Source organism: Pseudomonas sp. ICMP 561 (assembly GCF_002699985.1).
Taxonomy (GTDB): Bacteria; Pseudomonadota; Gammaproteobacteria; order Pseudomonadales; family Pseudomonadaceae; genus Aquipseudomonas; species Aquipseudomonas quasicaspiana.
The window spans coordinates 285,983-301,971 of the sequence record NZ_LKBT01000023.1 but is presented as its reverse complement, the minus strand read 5'-3'; the positions used below and the strand labels follow the sequence as shown (position 1 = coordinate 301,971).

Below are 15,989 nucleotides of genomic sequence, written 5' to 3'. Positions count from 1 at the left end.
AGTATTCGAGCGTTTTGGGAAAACCGACTTTTCCAACAGAATCGGCCGATTGCTGCCGATGCTGAGGGTCATCAAACCGCCACGCTGCATTTCATGACTTGTCGAATGCGCCGTGTCAGATAATTCCCATTTCTTCAGGCCAAGCATCTACTCCAAGCTTTCTAGCCGCCTCAACTAAACAGTTCCTTTCCGCATCGGTTGCATCGTTCAGTTCAGCAGAAATTGCCTCAAGAGCCGCCACGTCATCATCGTTTTCGAAGGGATGCCGGTCGTCAATATGTTTGCAGGCAAGGATCAACGCGCGTGCGATGGCTTCCATGTAGATCTCCAACAATCAAGCAAGTGTTATAGACATAGCAGAGGGACATAAGTCGAGGTTAGAGAGGTCTTGATAGTGTCCGGTTAGCCCGCACAAAAACAATTCATATCGGCGCAACACGACTACTTTTGATCGCTCTCTTTTTTTCGAAGGTCTGCCCTGGGTCGAATAGCGACGGCCTGTTGCCGCCGCTAAGCATTCTAACTTCGGTCTGCTCCGAAACCTCCAAAGCATCGTCCACCTCAATACCTAGGTAGCGTACCGTGCTTTTCCGGCTTGGTATGGCCCAGGAGCAGCTGCACAAACCTCAGGTTCTTGGTTCGGTTGTAGATAGGTATCGCTTTGGTTCGGCGCAGCATATGAGTACCGTACAAAAACGGGATTGAGACCTATCGAAGCAACCCATGCCTTGACGATACGAGCCTTTCGGCAATGGCAGAATTCGGCCAAGTGCGAACAGGGACATAAAGAAGGCTGCTCGTTATTCCTGTGCTTTCGACAGAATGTGACCTACACTTAGACCTTTAGGCTTGGCACACCATGGGCGACTCTCGTTTTAAACCGGAGCAGGTGGCGTCGCGCTCTGGTAATGCTCAGGTGGATAAGGATGTGAGGAACTGGTTAGTGGGCCTTCCAATCGCCGATAGGCTCGATTTTCTAAAGCAACTGTGGCCACTGAACTTCCGATACTCACTCATACTGTTCCAAGCTGCACAGCTACCGAGGCAGGAAAATGAGTACCTGTTCAGGTACTGGCTGCGTACCGGCCATCACAACACGGCGCAGGAACTCATCAAGCGGTTACAGCCGGTTCTTGGGGAAAGAAAGTTCTGGCAGATTGCGTCACGAGAGAAGCTTTCACCGACTATGCGCGAGTTCATGAATTACTACGGCCATGGACGCCTGGACTCACAACCCCAATAAACCTTTAGCCTTCTAGAAAGTCCGTTTTCGGCGCCCCCGGATACCACGGCCGTTGGTAGCGAATGTTTTCCGCGGGGTTGATCTCTGCTCTTGGTGATAGGCAAAAGAAGGCCGTTAGCAATCGGGGGAAGAAGATGAACGAAGATTTCAGCTATGTCTGGCTATTGCCGCTGCTGGAGAAACCCTTCGAAACAGCTGCGCTCGATTTGCCAGATGCGATAAGAGCCCTTAGCAAAAAATATACGTTACCTGCCGACATAGCGTTGCAGCCGCTGGTGATCACAGCCTTGACGTCGCATTCCGAATATTGGTCGGGACTGGCGCTTAAATGGCTCGAGGATGGCTTTCCTATAGACATTACACTGGCCGCGTTCTTGGCTCATTGCGCCGATGACAAAACGCTGTCTCAGTCTTGCCGTCATAGAGCACGTAGGCTTGCGCCCCGTTGGCGGTAAACCACTTGATGAGCCAAGTCTGCCCTTAATCAGCTCTCGGAAATACAACCGTACCCACGGCCAGATCCAACACGCCATCAAGCGTCGAGCCTCGTATCAGCGACTACCTCCAATGGCACCGCTCACGCCCACAACCGTGGTGAAATCAGCAAGCGTTTGCTGAAGTTCGGCCATTGCTCGTGAAATAAATTTGCCGCGATGGTGCACTGTGTACAACTGCCGTTTCTGCGATGGCACTGGATGGTTGAGCACGGCCAGCTTGCCCTCGGAAATCAGATCGCTAACCACCCAATACGACAAACAACTGATGCCGACCCCAGCCGCTACCAGCCGTTTGATCGCTTCGGAACTACCGATCTGCTGGGCGTTTTTCCAAGGGCCAAGCCGGGGCACGAGCAGTTGTAAAACTTCTTCGGCGGTACCGGAACCGTCTTCGCGAATAAGCCAGGGCGCATCGCGAAGATCGTCGAGGGAAACCTGTGTTTTGCGCGCCAGCGGATGATTGCTGGCAGCGATGATCACCAGCTCATCTTCGAACCAGGGCTGAACGCTCAATTCGGGCGACTGACTCGGCCCTTCTATCAGGCCTATATCGATGGAAAGCTGTGCTGCCTGACTGGCGATATCGGCGCTGTTGCCCATCACCAGATCGACCCGCACCCCGGGCGCTCGCTTGCTCAGCAGCGGGATCAGGAGCGGCATGATGTAGTTGCCAATAGTGGTGCTACAGCCCACTTTCAATCGTGCGACGGGATCGCTGTGCTGAAATCCATCTTCTATTTCGACCGCCGCCTCCAGCAAGCGAATAGCCTGAGGGAGCAGCCGCTGGCCGTTATCGTTGAGCACCAGGCGCTTGCCAACGCGATCGAACAGTCGGACTTGCAAGGAGTTTTCCAGCTCGTGCAGTGCAGCGCTGGTGGCTGATTGGGACAAGGCTAGAGCGAGGCTCGCGCTCGTGGTCGAGCCTTGTTGAGCAATGGCCCGAAAAATATCGAGCTGGCGAAGGGTCAGTCTCAACGGATTACCTATCAGATGGGTAAGAGATAGCGAAATTACCCGTTTTATTCGATAGATGCATCCCGTTACTTTGTCGTCTCATCAATTGCACAGAGGGTGGCGGGATGGACGGCCTGAGCTTTGGAAAAGTATTACAGGGGCTGCAGCCTTTAGCGGCGCTCTCGACGCCGAAAGAGGCTATCCGCCAATTCACGCCCAACTGGTTCGCCACCACGATGGGCACCGGCATCCTCGCTCTCGCGCTGGGCCAACTGCCCGGAAACATTCCAGCGCTGTGGCAGCTTGGCAAAATCGTCTGGCTATTGAACATCGTGCTGTTCGTGGTTTTCATTGCCATGTACACCGCGCGATGGCTGATGTTTTTCCATGAAGCCAGACAGGTTTTCGGACACCCGACCGTTTCCATGTTTTTCGGCGCCATCCCGATGAGCCTCGCTACCGTCATCAATGGGTTGGTGCAGTACGGTCTGCCAAGCTGGGGCGATGCGGTAATCTCCTGGGTTCACGCTCTTTGGTGGCTGGATGTGGCCATGGCCATGGCTTGCGGGGTGCTTATTCCGTTCATGATGTTTACCCGCCAGGAGCACTCCATCGATCAGATGACCGCCGTGTGGTTACTGCCGGTGGTGGCCGCCGAAGTTGCCGCGGCAAGCGGTGGTCTCATTGCCCAGCATCTGACGCACGCCAGCGCGCAGTTCAACATGCTGATCACAAGCTATGTGCTGTGGGCGTATTCGGTGCCTGTGGCACTCAGCATTCTGGTGATTTTGGTGCTGCGCCTGGCATTACATAAACTGCCTCACGAAAATATGGCCGCGTCGATCTGGTTATCCCTAGGCCCCATCGGCACCGGGGCGCTGGGGATGCTGCTGATCGGCAGCGAGGCACCCGCGATTTTTGCCTTGCATGGCTTGCCCGGCGTGGGTCAGGTAGCTGCTGGCATGGGTTTGATTGTCGGCACCCTGCTCTGGGGGTTTGGCTTGTGGTGGATGTTGCTGGCCGTGCTTGTCACCGTCCGCTACGCCAGGGAAGGCATCCCGTTCAACCTTGGCTGGTGGGGTTTTATCTTTCCATTAGGCGTCTACGCCGTAACCACACTGAAGCTGGGTGCGATGCTGGACATGGCTTTCTTCGATGTACTGGGTGTGTTCTTCGTGGTGGTGCTCTCGGCCATGTGGCTAGTGGTGGCCAGCAAAACGGCCCAGGGGGCTTATCGAGGTAATTTGTTCGTGTCGCCTTGTATTGCGGGCAAAGCCTGCGCTTTGGCGCTCTCGACACCAGGCTGTTCAAAATGAAAGCGTGGAGATGATTGCTATGGAGGGAGCTGGCGCTTATCTCGTCATCAATGCTGTTCTGGATAAGAGATTGTTATCTGGCGAATAGGAGATTTCGCCGGTAGCTTTTTCCTCAAGGGCAGTTTTAGGCCGGAAACTGTCCATTGAAGCAAGCTGCTTTTGGCTCTTCGTCCATCATGGATATGCAGGCAGTCTCCCTTGAAAACCGTTCCAGGTGACTCTCCGTATGCTTCAATTTGATTAGCCCGCTGTTTTTCCTGTATTCACAGTCGCGTAAAAAACCACGCGCTATTCTCGATCAATTTTTTGTCTGTTTTTTGATGGAACCGCCGATGGACATCATGGATACCAAGCAAGAAAACACCCTCGAAAAATCACTCAGGCTGGCGGCGGATGAACCTGCCCATCGACCTGATTTTTTCAAGACTCTGTTAAATTCTACTGTCTACGTCCTTGGCACTGCCGGCATTGGCGAAGGTCGAATCAACATCGAATCTGGTAGCAACATCAGCATTGCGCATTGGCAAAAGCCTGACGGCTCCCCTGTCATCCCGTTTTTTTCTTCGTTGCAAACACTACAAAGATCTATAGCTACCGAAGAGTCCTACATAGAGATTCCGGCCAGATCGCTGTTTGAAATCACACTAGGCAGCCCTCTTTTCCTTAATCCAAAGTCTCCCTACGGGAAAGAGTTTTTACCGGAGGAAGTGCGCCATCTGCTCTCCGAAGGCGTCGGCCAAAAACCAGTGCAGCGCACAGTCGAACAAGACACCAAAGTGTTGCTCGGACAGCCGTCGCAATATCCGTCGAAGATGGTCAACTCTCTCACACAATTGCTCGCCAAACATCGCAACGTAAAGCGTGCGTTTCTGGCGTTGATGCATGATGCATCGTCTGATCAAAAGCCTCATCTGATCATTGGTATTGAAGCGGACGGAGATATTGAACTGGTCATGCGCGAAGCTGGTAACGTTGCCGCGGATAGCGCTCCGGATGGCGACCCCGTTGACCTCTGTCGAGTTCACGAAGGGGAATCAGGCCTTAGCGATTACTTCCTCAAGCAAACCGCACCTTTCTATGAACGGAAGTCGGCGGGCTGGCTGCGTTCATTTCTTGGCTTTGGAAAAGCGTGACAGAGATCAACTCAGTGCTAACCGCAAGGCAGGACTGCGAAATTGTGCTTGGCTGTTTGACGGAGTGATGAGAGATGGCAAACCAGAGGTTTTGTCATTCAGTGAATGATTACGTCGCCCACGGCATGACGAAGTTCTGTTAAGTCGGTGTTAACGCGCATTTGATCATCGCGCTTTCTTACCTGAACGCGATTTGCCAGCGAGCCATGACAGCGTTATCGCCGGAATTGAGAGTAAGACCGCATAGATGATACCGACACCTAGCAACGGGGATGGACCAGAAGTCGCCAAAACCACTGGGATCTGAGAGAGCATTACGACGGCGCCAGCGGACCACTGGGAGCTTCTTAGAACTGCACCAAGGATCACTGATAAAGCTAGCGCGGCGGGATAGATGACGGTCCAGTAGCTCGGCAGGTCCCAAGGCTCTGCCCCCCCTGTGATTGCTGATACAACAGTCCAAAACACCAAGGACACAACGCAGGTAACAATGAATGCCATGAACAATTCCCAGACCTTCCGAGCAAATCGGATTGGTTGTTATTGTAATTGTGGTTGCTTCTGGACGACCGCTGGCGGTCACGATGGGCGGGAGTTGGCCAGAAACTGTTGGTCGACTGATAGAGTAGGATGTTTACCCTGCTGAGTTCCCAGGAAGATTATGGACATTAGACTGACGGAAACAAAAGACTGGATGCTTTTGAAGCAAGTCCGACTCGCAGCACTTCTGGACACGCCAACCGCATTTGGAGTGACTTACCAAACCGCCGCCAAATACACTGACGAACAGTGGAAAGACCGCGCATCATCAGCCGGAACGGCATTCTGGCTGGCCTTCGACAGTGACAAACCTGTCGGAATGGTCGGTGCCGCAGTAAGCAGTGCGAATCGCTATAACTTGATCGGAATGTGGATTGCGCCCTTTGCACGCGGCTCTGGCGTAGCAACTCAGTTGGTTGAGGCCGTGAAAGCTCGCGCGATAGCCCAAGGCTTTGATGGCGTTTTTCTCGACGTCTCTCCGGACAACGCGAGAGCCTCAAACTTCTATCTAAAGCAGGGTTTTGCTTTCCTGGATGAATGGGAGCCGTTAGAAAGTCATCCGCATATTTCAGTGCAGACAATGCATTGGTCCGGGAACTGATTCACTGGCTTTCCTGCTTACAGGACGTGCGCAATGGATCGGTAGTCGTCTTCCGCCGAGTAGCACTATCACTGGGATCGACAGGCCATTAGCGCGTTGAGTTCTCCGTAGGTTTTAGCCTTCAGGTCGTGGGTGTTGAGTTGACCGTTTTCCAGGAAACCGCGGGCCACTCCCTCCATGGCTCCGTACAAGAACTCCGCGATGGCCGAGCCCGCGCTCAAGCGTCTGACTCCCATCTGCGCCAAGGCTTCCGGAGTGGCAAGACCCGCCCGCCAGAGCAGGTTTACTGGCAATGTCGATTCCTGACACACCGTGGCAATTTCCAGAGGCTCCACCACGCCTGCAGCGAATAGCCCGTCCGCGCCCGCACTGGCGTACAGCGCAGCGCGCCTTAATAGCTCTTCCAATCGCCGCTCAACGGGGAACAAGTTCTTCAGGTAAACGTCGCAGCGCACGTTGACGAACAGGTTTATCCCCCGCTCGCCGGCGACTCTTCGGGCTGTGTCGATTTTCTGGATGAGCAGCTCTGGCGGAGCGACTCCATCCTCGATATTGATACCTACCGCACCGGCGTCAATGACAGTGGTGATGACTTTGGCAACGTGCTCAAGGTCGTCTGAATAGCCCCCTTCGATATCTACAGTCAGCGGCACGCTGAGCACCCGGGACATTGAGGCGACGGTACTGCTCAACAGTCTAATAGGCAGCTTGTCGCCATCTTGATAACCGTGGGCCCAGGCCACTGCCGCGCTGCTGGTGGCTACGGCCTTGCTTCCCAGCCGCTCGACCTGGCGAGCGCCACCCGCGTCCGCCACGTTGGCAAGTATCAGCAAACCCTGTTGGTGAAGACTGTGAAAAGTGTCATCCAGTGATGCCATGAGTATCCGGTTCCTTGTCGATCATCTTGAAGGGGTGGTTACGCAGGGTAGCCCAGTTCAAGTGATTGGGAGCTTCTACACTATCAGGCAGGAAGGCCGAGAGCGCGACTTCGCATCAGTTTGCATCCGACCCAAAGTTGACCTTCGCCCAGCTTGCTAACACTGAGACGCTGAATCAATGTAGACAATTAGCACAAAGGGAAAATGGCTGGGGCATGCTCGACCTCAAGCCACCCCGCTCCATGTCGCCCCCCATACAATGTAAAGCTGAGTACAATCTAGAGCAGATCAGTATCAGGACAGCAGATTCGTTACCGCTCCAACGGCTACATGGTTGCAACGAATGGTTCCGCCAATTCCCCAGATCGAGACGATATCCACGAGAATCGATAAGTCTTGCAATCGCTTCAGATCAATTGATTCGAGCACGTTTTGATGATTGAAATCTGTCAGTGAAAGGTCATAGATATCACTGAATATCAGCTCAACCAGTAAACTTTTCTGGCATACGTATTCAAAGTCCGCCGTCCCAACGCCAACCACATCATGCTCTCGGTAGTGCACGCAGAGCTTCGCGATCGTAGCCGAACCTTGGTCCGGAAGGCCGCGCGATACCAGAAGAGAGATCACCTCTGCGTCGTGAAACGATGGCCAGAAACCAATAGCTTCAATAACATTTTCGGCTCCGCTGATCAGCTCTTCGGGGTTCACTGTGTGCCTCCAGGATGACGTCAATGACTGATACTCATCAGAGCGGTATGCCCAAACGGTTAATTCTGGCGGGCTTGGAAGTTCCCATTGAGGATGTACTCACAAGCGAATCACGAGATTCAAGTTTTATTTAATAACAGGAGTGGCGCCATCATCAGCTCTACTTACCCGGCTATTCAATCAAATCCAACATGGACTCGTGAACCTCGATAGACGACCCGTCCTCAAACTCAATTAAGTAGATAGTACCTGGTGGAAATTGATCAAAATATCCACCGAGACGACCGTCGTAAACGCCAACTACCCATGCTCGCTCGCCAGGCCTTATTTCCAATGGCGCCTTGTCGGATACTCTAACTATGTCGTCATACGTAAATTTACTCATATCAATGGTGCACCGAAAGATGAGGATTTCCATCCGGTGTCGTCACACCGGGCCGATGGCCGTGGGGGCCTTTTGCTCTTGGATCACTTGTCGCTTTATAACCTCGCGGGTCCAGGCGATCAACTTTAGTTTTACAGCTTGCGCCAAGGGCCGGCTGGAAATCACCATCTGGCGATCCTTGACGTGTTCCCCTTGCCGAACTGGATATGGAAACCACCGAAATTCCACGACGCGACACAATGAATATTATTTTTAGCATAAGACATGTCGCCCCTCCCCCCAAAAGAACCACTCTAAATGAAGAAAGCGCACTGGACTCAGAAAAAGACGGATCTAGTCGCGGAAGTAATCATCGTGGATTTTTATCGCTTCCAAGAGCGAATTACCCCAATCGCAACGCCCCACGGGGTTTTCTTCGACGAAAAGCTGCGCCGTCTGATTACGAGCGTTTGTATCACGATCAACATCTAGAGGCGATTTGTAAAACTCCACATTTTGAACGCAAAACTTATTCTGCTCGAGATCTTCGAAGCAAAAATAAATCGCCATAGTACTCTCATCAATAAACTTCCAAATCTCATGCAACTTAAACATTTGACCCTCCCGGTTTAGAGATGCCCACTTGCCACTCATAACGCAACCTTTTGGTATTATTCCACGACTCTCAAAGGGCGCCAGTTTGGGCGTCCTCCGCTCTCTCGTAGACCCCAAAGGTGAGTTCGCCTTTTTGGCTATACCGGCTGTCCAGTGTGTTATTACTGCGGTGATGTCCATCTGGGTCGGCTCTGCCGCGAAGGGCAATCTCGATAGCATGATCGATGGCATACCTCCTCAGCGTTGACGACATCGCCTTCGCCATTCAACAGGATTGAAATCGGCCCCACAAATATACTTGGCAGCGAAACAGATTCAAACTCATCCAACGAGCCTTCAAAAGGCACCCTCAGACTGGCTGATTTTGCGGGTGAGTCCCTCTCTGCACGAGGGTCCGGACGAGATTGGAATAAGGGTGAAGGAGACTGAATGGCTGAGATTGGTCGTGAGACTGGTTGCCATACGTGCGGAAATACGGAGTTGGGAACCAAGAGTGGGGACCGTATTCCGGATCATCAACCAGCCAAAGCCCCTCAATCCAACCTGTGGGCAGCAACGACTATATCCGCACTGCTTACCTGTAGCCGAATTCAGGGTGGCCAGGTGCGTGGCGCTACGAGGAGAAATCAATGAAGATTATTAACGCGGAAACAGACGCCGGTGTGGCACTGAAATCTGAGGGCCTGCTAGAGCGCTTTGGCTACGAGATAAGTGTTAACTTCAATGATACCAACCTGAGAAATGATGCGATTGAGTTCATAGACCTCGTGGTTCGTTACATTGAGGAAGGTCATCAGGTGGCTTCTGGTGAAACCCTGGGCTATGGGTCCTGGATTACCAAAATGGAGCTGAACGATAATCGTGAGCTGATATTTTTCGAGCAGGTGCCGCTGACGGATGAATATGCGCTTGGTATCAGTACCACGCTTAGGCTATGGATTGAGCAGCACTCAGTGTGCTCGAAAGTAGGTGCAGATTTCACTACATCTCGATTTGAGCAACTAATCGTCATCTCCGATGGCGTGCTCGAGGGAGAGGCAAGTGAGGGTGTGCGGTACCCTTCCCCCGAGCATATGTCTGGTTGGTGGATAACCACTGACAAATACAACGGAGATACCAAAAGCCTGAAAACTGTGCATGCCCAGCACCTCGCCGTTAACCGTCCAGACCTTGTTAAGTATCTTGGGTTACCGAACGGCTATCGGTTTCATGAATTAACCAATGATGCCTGGTTCGATGAGAAAGTGGTCGGATAGAGGGTGGCAACGGCCTGACCCAAGGGTTGGGCCACTGTAAAATAATCTGCATCGCTAGCTGCCTTGACTATTGGCTCTAATGGTCAGAACCGGGAGGGGCTACCAACGTTTTCCTGAATCACCAAAAAAGTCTTCTCTGATGACCAAGCCAAAATTATCAGCGGCATCACCTTGGTCGGCTTCATCCGAATAGATTCTGCGTTTTGAATGGTCGCCGCCGCCCCCTTAAATGCCGACCGGCCGCTTTGGTCGATTGCTGTCAGTCAGACGACTCTGGATGCCTGTTGACGCAATCTTCACCCAGAGTAAGGTGCTGAGGCATACCCAATCGCTAATCCCGCAAGGAAGATACATGACAGCCGAACTGCATACCGGGGCGCACGCAGGCTACAGCACCCTCAACTGGGATAATGGATGCGACGTTAACCTGGGCGACGTCATTAGCCAGCTTCCTCAGCTTGTGCTGGGCCATCACGTTGCAATCGCATGGTCGGATAGCGGAGCCTATAACCTTAGTACCGCTGAGGTAGCTAGCGGTTGGCAACGTGTAGGTGACCTGGTGATCAGTCCGATGATTCAAGATGTCGCTCAGTTGCCCACGCCGGGCTTTGACGAATGGTATGTCTTTGAGCGCTTGCCAAGTCGGGCAAGGCTCTCCAGATTTAACAGAGCTATCGCATTTCAACCTTTCGGAGAGAGCAATGAAGTCGTCGAGTTCTGGTCACAAATTGAGGATTTGCAACCAACACACGCTCTGCTTGGCGCCTGTCCAAGTCTGTTACTGATCACGCGGGACGCTGCCATGTATGAGCGCGTACTTGCTTTTATTCGCTAAAGGCTCAAGGTTGAGATGTCACCTGCGCAGATCTAACCATCGCTGTATCGACAAATGAGTCAGTACTTCATTCATAGGTGAGTTCGCAAGACGGTCACCGCGCGGGGGTAGCTTACTTTCAACCAGGATCAGTGTCCTTGCTCACCGCGCTGGAGGCCTATGACCTGTTCGTGCCAGTTGGCGACATTTCCCCGTTCATTGTTCAGGTCAACTTCCTCAAGACAGCGAAGTAAAAAGGGTTATGCCAGTGCAACGCTGCCCTGAACAATTTTCAGCGCTGGTGGAGTGCGCTGCTTTTGTGAACTGGCGGGCCGTCGTGGCGGGTGGCGCTCCACTTCTGGCGCTCGCCTTCACTGTTTAAATGGTTAAAACTGGCTGTGATCTACAGCCAGTCATTTTCCAAGGAGGACACCCAGTGCTCATCGCCCACCTGTCAGACCCGCATATCAGGCCAAAAGGCGAACTCTATAAAGGATTGGTGGATTCAAACACGATGTGCAAACAGGCCATCGAGCATCTGAACGCCCTTCATCCGCGCCCGGATGTGGTGATCATCACCGGTGATCTGGTGGATGAAGGACAACCGGAAGAGTACGAAATGGCCCGCGCGTTACTGGCGGATATCAAGCAACCGCTGTTGATGATCCCTGGCAATCATGATGACGGCGAGTTGTTCAGGTCTGCGTTTGGCCAGGCAGAAAGCACTGAACGCGAAGGTCCGCTGCACTTTGTTGCGTCAGACCTTGGGCCCGTGCGTATCATCGGGCTGGATATCACCGTGCCCGGCAAACATCATGGAGACATGACCGAAGCAGCACAGGCATGGCTGGAAGCGGCCCTTGCGGAAGAGCCGGATCGACCAACCTTGATCATGCTCCACCAGCCGCCGTTTTTGAGCGGCATTCCTTACATCGATACGTATGCCTGTATCAATGCGCATCGGCTTGTTCAAGTGGTCGAGCGTTACCCGGCCATCGAGCGAATTGTCTGCGGTCACATCCACCGATCTATGCAGCTGCGCTTTGGTGGCTCTCTGTTGTGCACCGCCCCCAGTACCACCACAGCCATCGCTTTGGCGCTCGACGCAAATGCTCCGGAAGCCTCTTACGTAGAGCCGCCTGCCCTGCTCTTGCATCACTGGAAACCTGATACCGGGCTTATCACTCATTGGGTGCCGATCGGCAAATTTCCGGGGCCGTTGCCGTTTGCTTGATGGGTAATCCGTGCACGTATTTTCCGGCAAGGCAGTGACTCTCTCAAAACGAGGACATCGCGTGTCGCCATTAGATATTCAACTCATCACCAGACTGCCCGCCCGAATTCCGCTACTGGAAAAAGAAGCCACCGCAGAGGGCTTCAGGTTTCTCACCCGTTTGATTGAAGAATGGCGTACCGGAACCAATCGCTTCGACACGCAGGGCGAATGCCTTATGGCAGCGTATCTGGGAGACCGTCTCGTAGGCATTGGAGGCCTGACGCGTGACCCGTTTACTCAGGAAAACATCGGCAGGCTACGCAGGGTGTACATCGCACGTGAAGCAAGAGGCCAGAACATCGGGAGGGCATTGGTCAATCGACTTGTGGAACACGCAACTCAACATTTCCGCATCGTGCGCCTCTCCACTGACACCTCAGATGCAGCTGCGTTTTACATACGCTGCGGCTTTCAGCCACTGGATGACGAGCACGCTACGCATGTGATGTTTTTGGGGGATGCGTGAAGCGGCAAAAGTATCACTTGCCCGGTTCCGGATTGGCTTTGTGCATAAAGTGGCCAGTACATCCACTGCATTTTCGTCCCGAAAATCGACTCTTCCCGAATGAACCCAATCCCACAGACAAGGTGTCGGTGTCACAACAGCGCCGAGTCAGGGTCGATGCTGAAAAGAGGATAAACTTGTTGTCCGCCGTCTCGGACAAGGCATAAGTAGCGTGACTGAAACTGACTACCCGCCTCTTGGCAACCGAATAATGAAAGTCGACCACGCCGGCGAGCACGGCGCTATCTGCATCTATAGCGGGCAGTTGTTCATGGCTCGGCTCTTTGCTCCAGATATGGTGAGTGAACTCAAGGAGTTTCTCTCCCATGAGCGCCGTCACCGGACGGTTTTTCAAGCTGAACTGCAACGGCGCAATTATCCGCGCTGCCGCAGTTACTGGCTGTGCGGTATTGGCGGTCTGGTGCTGGGTCTGGTTACCGGCATCTGTGGTCGCAAAGCCATTGTGGCGACCACCGTCGCGGTGGAAAGTGTCGTGCTCAAACACCTGGCTCATCAGCTTCATGAACTCGGAGATATCGATCCACATGCAGTGGCCGCTATTACTTCGATCGTGGAAGAGGAACAACACCATCACGACCAATCAGCGGCGCAAATTGATGTCCGCGATCCTTGGTTCAGAGCGCTTAACCCATTAGTAACGGCATGGACTGAAACCGTGATCTGGATGGGCATGCGCTCCTGAAATCACGCAAATTCTACCGGTTGCGACAGCGCTATTCTAAACAATGACTGACCGATCCCGACCCCGTCGGATAAAGGTTTCATCCATGCTGAATGTACTTTTCGTCTGCGGTAAAAACAGATTGCGCAGCCCGACCGCTGAACATGTTTTTGCAAACTGGCCGGGTGTAACAACGTCATCTGCGGGGGTCGGTCATGACGCCGACGTTCCCGTGGACTCGGAGCTTGTCGAGAGGGCGGAGCTGATATTCGTCATGGAGCCTGCTCATCGCAGGAAACTCAAGGCAAGGTTTGCCAATGCGCTGAAAGACAAGCGAGTTGTTTGCCTCGATATCCCTGACGACTTTGAATACATGCAATCTGAATTGATTGAGATATTGAAAGCCAAGGTTCATCGCTTTTTACCCGTTTGATGATGGAGATTGTCAGGGCTGGATGCTCTGACAATCGTCAATCAACTGAGGAATTACAAACGGTGAACCTCAATATCCAGCCCTTCCTCCGGCGTTGGCGTCTGGAAGTATCGAGTGATCAAATCAAACTCCGCGTCGGTCGCCGCAAAGTCATGCTCACCACTCTTGTTGCGGGCGTGCAACCTGGCGCGGCAAATATCATCATCCACGTCCAAATAGTGCAAGCAGTGTCCCACTCCGCCTGATTCCGCCAGACCACGTAACCACTCGCGATCTGCGCGAGTGTTGCCAGGAAAATCCAGAACAACACTGATGCCCGACTGCAATATATCGATCACCAACGGGCGCAAAACATCGCGAATTCGATGGGCGAATTGCACATAGTCGGCCACTGATTTGATCTCGCCAGGGTAAAGCCTCGAGAGCCAGTGATCCTCAATCAGCAGGATTGCCGAGTGTTCAGCGACAAGTGCCTTCGCAAGTGTTGATTTGCCGGAGGCGATCTTGCCGCACATGAGATGCAGTTTCGGAGTCGGCATCGACAGGTCCTTTTGTCAAAATGTGGTGGGTATCAGCCGAGGGCTGCCCGACTTCAAGCACAGTCAAAGATCCCGCCCCATCAGCCTGTGTTCCTTACCCCACGCCTGAAAACTCTCCAGCACCTGCCAGCCGCGCTTGGCGTAGTACTCATGGCGATCGTGGGTATGCAGATACAGTCGCGTATTGCCGTTGGCTTTCGCTGTAGCGCAAATGCCTTCGATCAGTTGCTCCGCCAGACCTCGCTGCCGTGCATGCGGGGCGATGAAAACGCAGGCCAGCCAAGGCCCGATATCAGGGCGCTCGGCCAGGTCATTTCTGGCCAGTGCAGCACCGCCCAGAAGCAGGCCATCCTCGACGGCGATCAGGCATTGCCAGTCACCATTAACCTGCCCTTCGGCAAACTCACGCTGCCAGTCACTCAATGGGCGATCGACGTACTCATAAGCAAATTGTTCGTGCACCCACTGTGCGAAGGTATTGCTGTACTGCATATCATCGCGCAGCCAGATCAGGCGGAGCATATGGGGTTCCTTTTTGTTTACTTCCAATGAGTTCATTATTTCCATCACCACAGGCCTGGTGTATTTCTCACCCGGATCAGTATCTGGCGGATCATTGCTGCGAACCCACTCGCCTTGATCGAAAGCCTGATAAAGCGCGAAGGCTGGCTGTGGCAGATCAGTCACTATGCCTACCTCGACGATGGCATTCGCGATCCCATTCATGACGCCATCGCAAAACTCATAGGTCAAGGCGTGCGACAGGTAGCCCTCGGCAACAGTTAGTGCCAACTTGTTCAGGATGTCTGCCGAATTCATTTCGGACTGAAGTCTGATTTGCTCCAGATCACTCAGCGCCAGGCCATGCTCTTCGGCGGCTATCAGCAGCGTTTTGATTTCGCGGTCAGATAACTCCTGGGTCATTGCGTTACCTGATCGCTCTTCGAGAAAGCGGCAATCCTGGAACGAAGTGCCTTCAACGCAGCGCCGATATGCCAGCATTCGACGCCAATGGCAATCGCCTGGCCTGATTCAGAATGCAGCTCAATCCGGGTGGAGATGCCCTGATCCACAAGCAACTGCTGCACACATTCAAGATAGCGACGCCTGCCCGTCAGCCACTGACGCTGCTCGTTTATCAACATCAGGGCTTGCGGGTAAGAGCATTCGAGTTTTCGACGAAGGTTAATCAGTTCGGGTTTATGTTCACGGCTAAACGTTGGAGTGAGCACGTAAAGATTTTCCCCAGCCGTACGCAGGTCGTACTTGTCTTGCAGGTACTCTTCAACACTTATGGCACTGCAAACTGTCTCGACCGCTCCAGTCAAGACGTCGACAAGGTGAGCATTAACGCCAACATAGCAATACTCCGTCTTGCCATGCACAACGTAATCCTCAGAATTGGAGCGAACTACCCAGTAATCGCCATTGGCAGAAAGCTCACAAAAATAAACAACAAAACGCTCCGGCTTTCCGTCCCTGAGATAACCGTCATGGAGAGCAAGCACGATGGCGCGGGCCTGTTGTTCGGATAACATTGTCTGGCGCTCTTGGGTCGTGTGGTCAGTTGCGGAGTGTTATATAACCCGTAACCGGTCGGCAGGTCATCCCCGGTTAAGCAGGACAGCAGTC

General features: G+C 53.2%; 19 protein-coding genes and 1 pseudogene. 11 read left to right on the top strand and 9 right to left on the bottom strand.

The features are described 5' to 3' along the window. Positions 1–115: 115 nt before the first annotated feature. Both AO242_RS17700 and AO242_RS29560 read right to left on the bottom strand, forming a co-directional pair. Positions 116–319, bottom strand: coding sequence for a hypothetical protein (locus AO242_RS17700; protein ID WP_099269746.1), 204 nt, complete (start codon positions 317–319; stop codon positions 116–118). Between the two features lie 202 nt (positions 320–521). Beyond that, positions 522–742, bottom strand: a pseudogene (locus AO242_RS29560) (tyrosine-type recombinase/integrase); the annotation flags it as partial. A gap of 117 nt (positions 743–859) precedes the next feature. On the opposite strand from AO242_RS29560, the gene AO242_RS17690 reads away from it, so the two are divergent. Both AO242_RS17690 and AO242_RS17685 read left to right on the top strand, forming a co-directional pair. Next, positions 860–1,243 (top strand): hypothetical protein, encoded by a 384-nt coding sequence (locus AO242_RS17690; protein WP_099269745.1) that lies wholly within the window; start codon positions 860–862, stop codon positions 1,241–1,243. A 134-nt stretch (positions 1,244–1,377) separates the two neighbouring features. Beyond that, positions 1,378–1,698: a hypothetical protein gene (locus tag AO242_RS17685; protein WP_141562226.1), complete on the top strand. Its 321-nt coding sequence runs from the start codon at positions 1,378–1,380 to the stop codon at positions 1,696–1,698. Between the two features lie 96 nt (positions 1,699–1,794). Here the strand turns inward: AO242_RS17685 and AO242_RS17680 are convergent, their stop codons facing one another. Beyond that, positions 1,795–2,715 carry a LysR family transcriptional regulator gene (locus tag AO242_RS17680; protein ID WP_099269743.1) on the bottom strand — a complete coding sequence of 307 codons (921 nt, stop codon included), beginning with the start codon at positions 2,713–2,715 and terminating at the stop codon, positions 1,795–1,797. A 104-nt stretch (positions 2,716–2,819) separates the two neighbouring features. On the opposite strand from AO242_RS17680, the gene AO242_RS17675 reads away from it, so the two are divergent. The 3 genes from AO242_RS17675 to AO242_RS17660 all read left to right on the top strand — a co-directional run bounded on the left by AO242_RS17675 (position 2,820) and on the right by AO242_RS17660 (position 6,284). Next, the gene (locus AO242_RS17675) at positions 2,820–4,010 is read left to right on the top strand and encodes a TDT family transporter (protein WP_099269742.1); all 1,191 of its coding nucleotides are present in this window, start codon (positions 2,820–2,822) and stop codon (positions 4,008–4,010) included. Positions 4,011–4,342: 332 nt separating this feature from the next. After that, positions 4,343–5,143, top strand: coding sequence for an enhanced serine sensitivity protein SseB (gene sseB, locus AO242_RS17670; protein ID WP_176560651.1), 801 nt, complete (start codon positions 4,343–4,345; stop codon positions 5,141–5,143). 661 nt (positions 5,144–5,804) lie between these two features. After that, positions 5,805–6,284 carry a GNAT family N-acetyltransferase gene (locus AO242_RS17660; RefSeq protein ID WP_099269740.1) on the top strand — a complete coding sequence of 160 codons (480 nt, stop codon included), beginning with the start codon at positions 5,805–5,807 and terminating at the stop codon, positions 6,282–6,284. 68 nt (positions 6,285–6,352) lie between these two features. On the opposite strand, the gene AO242_RS17655 is transcribed toward AO242_RS17660, so the two are convergent. The 3 genes from AO242_RS17655 to AO242_RS17640 form a co-directional block, all read right to left on the bottom strand. Continuing rightward, positions 6,353–7,162: an isocitrate lyase/PEP mutase family protein gene (locus AO242_RS17655; RefSeq protein WP_099269739.1), complete on the bottom strand. Its 810-nt coding sequence runs from the start codon at positions 7,160–7,162 to the stop codon at positions 6,353–6,355. 294 nt (positions 7,163–7,456) lie between these two features. Then, entirely contained in the window at positions 7,457–7,873 is a 417-nt protein-coding gene (locus tag AO242_RS17650) for an Imm50 family immunity protein (RefSeq protein ID WP_164706143.1), read from the bottom strand. Between the two features lie 718 nt (positions 7,874–8,591). Further along, positions 8,592–8,852: a hypothetical protein gene (locus AO242_RS17640; protein WP_099269736.1), complete on the bottom strand. Its 261-nt coding sequence runs from the start codon at positions 8,850–8,852 to the stop codon at positions 8,592–8,594. Between the two features lie 629 nt (positions 8,853–9,481). Here AO242_RS17640 and AO242_RS17630 point away from each other — a divergent pair. The 6 genes from AO242_RS17630 (at position 9,482) to AO242_RS17605 (ending at position 13,818) form a co-directional block, all read left to right on the top strand. Continuing rightward, complete coding sequence (locus AO242_RS17630; protein ID WP_099269734.1) at positions 9,482–10,108, top strand: immunity protein Imm33 domain-containing protein; 627 nt, start codon at positions 9,482–9,484, stop codon at positions 10,106–10,108. 352 nt (positions 10,109–10,460) lie between these two features. Next, positions 10,461–10,943 (top strand): hypothetical protein, encoded by a 483-nt coding sequence (locus AO242_RS17625; RefSeq protein WP_099269733.1) that lies wholly within the window; start codon positions 10,461–10,463, stop codon positions 10,941–10,943. 415 nt (positions 10,944–11,358) lie between these two features. Further along, entirely contained in the window at positions 11,359–12,156 is a 798-nt protein-coding gene (locus tag AO242_RS17620) for a phosphodiesterase (protein WP_099269732.1), read from the top strand. Positions 12,157–12,217: 61 nt separating this feature from the next. Continuing rightward, complete coding sequence (locus tag AO242_RS17615) at positions 12,218–12,664, top strand: GNAT family N-acetyltransferase (protein WP_099269731.1); 447 nt, start codon at positions 12,218–12,220, stop codon at positions 12,662–12,664. 211 nt (positions 12,665–12,875) lie between these two features. Beyond that, a complete protein-coding gene (locus tag AO242_RS17610) occupies positions 12,876–13,406 on the top strand; it encodes a demethoxyubiquinone hydroxylase family protein (RefSeq protein ID WP_241154075.1) in 531 nt (176 codons plus the stop codon). An 85-nt stretch (positions 13,407–13,491) separates the two neighbouring features. Further along, positions 13,492–13,818 (top strand): low molecular weight protein tyrosine phosphatase family protein, encoded by a 327-nt coding sequence (locus AO242_RS17605; protein WP_099269729.1) that lies wholly within the window; start codon positions 13,492–13,494, stop codon positions 13,816–13,818. Between the two features lie 53 nt (positions 13,819–13,871). Here the strand turns inward: AO242_RS17605 and AO242_RS17600 are convergent, their stop codons facing one another. The 3 genes from AO242_RS17600 to AO242_RS17590 form a co-directional block, all read right to left on the bottom strand. Then, the gene (locus tag AO242_RS17600) at positions 13,872–14,357 is read right to left on the bottom strand and encodes an AAA family ATPase (RefSeq protein ID WP_099269728.1); all 486 of its coding nucleotides are present in this window, start codon (positions 14,355–14,357) and stop codon (positions 13,872–13,874) included. 63 nt (positions 14,358–14,420) lie between these two features. Then, positions 14,421–14,879: a GNAT family N-acetyltransferase gene (locus AO242_RS17595; protein WP_099269866.1), complete on the bottom strand. Its 459-nt coding sequence runs from the start codon at positions 14,877–14,879 to the stop codon at positions 14,421–14,423. 398 nt (positions 14,880–15,277) lie between these two features. After that, the gene (locus AO242_RS17590) at positions 15,278–15,895 is read right to left on the bottom strand and encodes a hypothetical protein (protein WP_099269727.1); all 618 of its coding nucleotides are present in this window, start codon (positions 15,893–15,895) and stop codon (positions 15,278–15,280) included. Positions 15,896–15,989 lie beyond the last annotated feature (94 nt).

What these genes read in the sequence shown, in the direction of transcription:
- AO242_RS17700 (WP_099269746.1), bottom strand. Translation starts at nt 319, where the DNA reads ATGGAAGCCATCGCACGCGCGTTGATCCTTGCCTGCAAACATATTGAC.
- AO242_RS17690 (WP_099269745.1), top strand. Translation starts at nt 860, where the DNA reads ATGGGCGACTCTCGTTTTAAACCGGAGCAGGTGGCGTCGCGCTCTGGT.
- AO242_RS17685 (WP_141562226.1), top strand. Translation starts at nt 1,378, where the DNA reads ATGAACGAAGATTTCAGCTATGTCTGGCTATTGCCGCTGCTGGAGAAA.
- AO242_RS17675 (WP_099269742.1), top strand. Translation starts at nt 2,820, where the DNA reads ATGGACGGCCTGAGCTTTGGAAAAGTATTACAGGGGCTGCAGCCTTTA.
- sseB (WP_176560651.1), top strand. Translation starts at nt 4,343, where the DNA reads ATGGACATCATGGATACCAAGCAAGAAAACACCCTCGAAAAATCACTC.
- AO242_RS17660 (WP_099269740.1), top strand. Translation starts at nt 5,805, where the DNA reads ATGGACATTAGACTGACGGAAACAAAAGACTGGATGCTTTTGAAGCAA.
- AO242_RS17655 (WP_099269739.1), bottom strand. Translation starts at nt 7,162, where the DNA reads ATGGCATCACTGGATGACACTTTTCACAGTCTTCACCAACAGGGTTTG.
- AO242_RS17640 (WP_099269736.1), bottom strand. Translation starts at nt 8,852, where the DNA reads ATGTTTAAGTTGCATGAGATTTGGAAGTTTATTGATGAGAGTACTATG.
- AO242_RS17630 (WP_099269734.1), top strand. Translation starts at nt 9,482, where the DNA reads ATGAAGATTATTAACGCGGAAACAGACGCCGGTGTGGCACTGAAATCT.
- AO242_RS17625 (WP_099269733.1), top strand. Translation starts at nt 10,461, where the DNA reads ATGACAGCCGAACTGCATACCGGGGCGCACGCAGGCTACAGCACCCTC.
- AO242_RS17605 (WP_099269729.1), top strand. Translation starts at nt 13,492, where the DNA reads ATGCTGAATGTACTTTTCGTCTGCGGTAAAAACAGATTGCGCAGCCCG.
- AO242_RS17600 (WP_099269728.1), bottom strand. Translation starts at nt 14,357, where the DNA reads ATGCCGACTCCGAAACTGCATCTCATGTGCGGCAAGATCGCCTCCGGC.
- AO242_RS17595 (WP_099269866.1), bottom strand. Translation starts at nt 14,879, where the DNA reads ATGCTCCGCCTGATCTGGCTGCGCGATGATATGCAGTACAGCAATACC.
- AO242_RS17590 (WP_099269727.1), bottom strand. Translation starts at nt 15,895, where the DNA reads ATGTTATCCGAACAACAGGCCCGCGCCATCGTGCTTGCTCTCCATGAC.